The 2238-nt window shown below is 67.7% G+C and carries 3 protein-coding genes; all 3 read right to left on the reverse strand.

Annotation, left to right across the window (positions count from 1 at the left end; all coding sequences use genetic code 11):
• Nucleotides 1-104: 104 nt before the first annotated feature.
• The 3 genes from VXC91_RS44725 to VXC91_RS44735 all read right to left on the reverse strand — a co-directional run bounded on the left by VXC91_RS44725 (nt 105) and on the right by VXC91_RS44735 (nt 2135).
• Nucleotides 105-683 (reverse strand): GNAT family N-acetyltransferase, encoded by a 579-nt coding sequence (locus VXC91_RS44725; protein ID WP_329513068.1) that lies wholly within the window; start codon nt 681-683, stop codon nt 105-107.
• 196 nt (nt 684-879) lie between these two features.
• Entirely contained in the window at nt 880-1302 is a 423-nt protein-coding gene (locus VXC91_RS44730) for a hypothetical protein (protein WP_329513069.1), read from the reverse strand.
• The gene (locus VXC91_RS44735) at nt 1299-2135 is read right to left on the reverse strand and encodes an IS5 family transposase (RefSeq protein WP_329513070.1); all 837 of its coding nucleotides are present in this window, start codon (nt 2133-2135) and stop codon (nt 1299-1301) included. Before VXC91_RS44735 ends, VXC91_RS44730 begins: the two co-directional genes overlap by 4 nt.
• Between the last annotated feature and the right edge of the window lie 103 nt (nt 2136-2238).

A 2238-nucleotide genomic window follows, 5' to 3' on the forward strand; every position in this document is an offset into this window, starting at 1 on the left:
AGAGGACGGTATGTAAGCCCTTGTCCGGTTCGCCGTTGTGTGTGGATGAGGCGCAGTGATCAGTTGCTTGGGGTTAGCCGGTGCCGGGTGCCGAGCGACGGAACTCAGTGGGTGGGAACCGGCTCGGACGACGGCTGCCACTCCCGCCTGAGCAGCCCGTAGACCCACGAGTCGGAGACGTCGCCGTTGACGACGCAGTCCTCCCGCAACGTCCCCTCACGCACGAAGCCGAGCTTCTCCAGCACGCGGGCAGAAGCCACATTGCGCGTATCGGCCTCGGCTTGGACGCGATTTAGGTCCAGCGTGTCGAATGCCCACCGCAGCAGAGCGCGCGCGGCTTCGGTCGCGTAGCCGTGGCCCCACGCTGCATCGTCGTAGCAGTAGCCGAGCGACGCGCTGCGGTACTCCGGATTCCACCTGTTCAGGGTGCACCAGCCGATGAACGCCCCGTCGGAGACACGATCCACGGCCAACCGTCCCCCGGTGCCCTCCTGTTCCATCCGCCGGCAAGCAGTGATGAACTTCTCGGCGCGCGAGCGTTCGGTCCACGGTGGTGAGTCCCAGTAACGCAGAATGTGGGCGCTGCTGTGCAGTGCGAAGAGGTTGTTCGCATCCGCGTCTTCGAAGGCACGCAGTCGAAGACGAGCGGTGCGCAACGAGGGGGTAGGCAGCGACGCCCTCATGTTCCCTCCCTGGTCGGTGGCCGACCAATCAGACATCCGATGCGGGTCACTCGCAACGGGTTTTCTTGGCGGGGTGGCAGAACGACGTGTCCGCTCATCGGCGCGACCGAGCGCCCCCAGAGGGCGGCACTTGAGGTGATGCCCGTTTTGACCTTTCGGTTGGGGCAGGCTGACTGGTCGCGGGGTCGCTGGGTGGTTATGGCCGCGGCTGGGTGAACAAACCCTGCCCGGTTTCGACCAGGATTCCGCGTTCGGCGAGCCGCTTGAGTTTCAGGCGGACGTTGTTGATGTTGTTGGGCACGATCTCCAGGTCCATCGCCTCGCACACCGCCCGTGCCCGCAGCGGGGCGTCGGCCGCGGCGAACACCGCCATGATCTGCTGGTAGGCCGGGTGGTCCGGCAGTTTCGCGGGCGACGGCGCGGGCGGCGGCGGGTCGGGCAGTTCCAGCAGCGTCTTGCGGGTGATCCGGATCTCCTCGGCGGCCTTGTCGAACCCGTCCAGCAGCGCGGTCAGCTCCGCGATGCGCTCCCGGGCCGCTTCGGCCTGCGCGGCGAGCTCCCGCTCCCGCTCCTCCAGCCGCGCCAGCACCGCTCCCAAGGTCAGATCCCCGCCGGTCATGCGCCGCGCCAGGTGGGGGTGGAAGTTGCGGTCAGCATCCTCGACATCCGGTCGCTTATGGCCCAGTACACCCTCGACTCGGCCGAGGCGGGCCGATGCTCGTAGTCGCGCACCAGCCTGCGGTGCAGCATCAAGATCCCGTTCGTCTGCTCCACCACCCATCTCTTGGGCTGCGGAACGAACCCGCTGTCGCCGGGGTTGCGTTTCACCACCTCGACCTCGATGCCCACCTTCGCCCCGTGGTCGGCGACGGCGGTCTTGAACCCCTGGTCCACCAGCGCCTTCTTCACGGTGCCCGGCTCGGTGCCTGCCACCACCCCGTCCAACAGCGCGATGCCGGCGGCGTTGTCGTGGGCCGAGGCGGCCAGCACCACCACCGCGATCACCAGGCCCAACACGTCAACGGCCAGGCCGCGCTTGCGGCCTGGCACTTTTTTTGCCGCGTCCCTCCCGGTCGTGTCCGTGGGCACCCCGGCGGCCGCGTGCAGGCTCTGGGTGTCGAGCACCACCAGACTGGGGTCGGCTGACCGGCCCTTCTTTTCGCGGACCTGCCAGCGCAGCAGGTCGTGGATGGTCTGGTCGGTTCCGTCGTCGCGCCACTTGTAGAAGTAGTACTTCACCGCGCCGGGCGGGGGCAGGTCGTGGGGGAGGTAGTCCCACTGGCAGCCGGTGCGGGACTGGTACAGCAGGGCGTTGACGATCTCCCGCATGTCGTAGTTGCCCTGGTGGCCGCTGACGGAGGGATGCCTGGCCTTCCAGGCGGTGATCACGGGCTCGATCAGGACCCAGCGCTCGTCGGACAAGTCGCTCTTGTAGGGCTGGCGGTCGCTCACGGGGGACACTCCAGCACGGCCGGGCCCCTTGATCAGCGCCGATGCGGCGGTCCCACACGTTCCGGTGACGACAGATACGACATCACGTCGCATACCGCCCTCT

This window comes from Streptomyces chiangmaiensis, from assembly GCF_036281785.1.
Classification (GTDB): domain Bacteria; phylum Actinomycetota; class Actinomycetes; order Streptomycetales; family Streptomycetaceae; genus Streptomyces; species Streptomyces chiangmaiensis.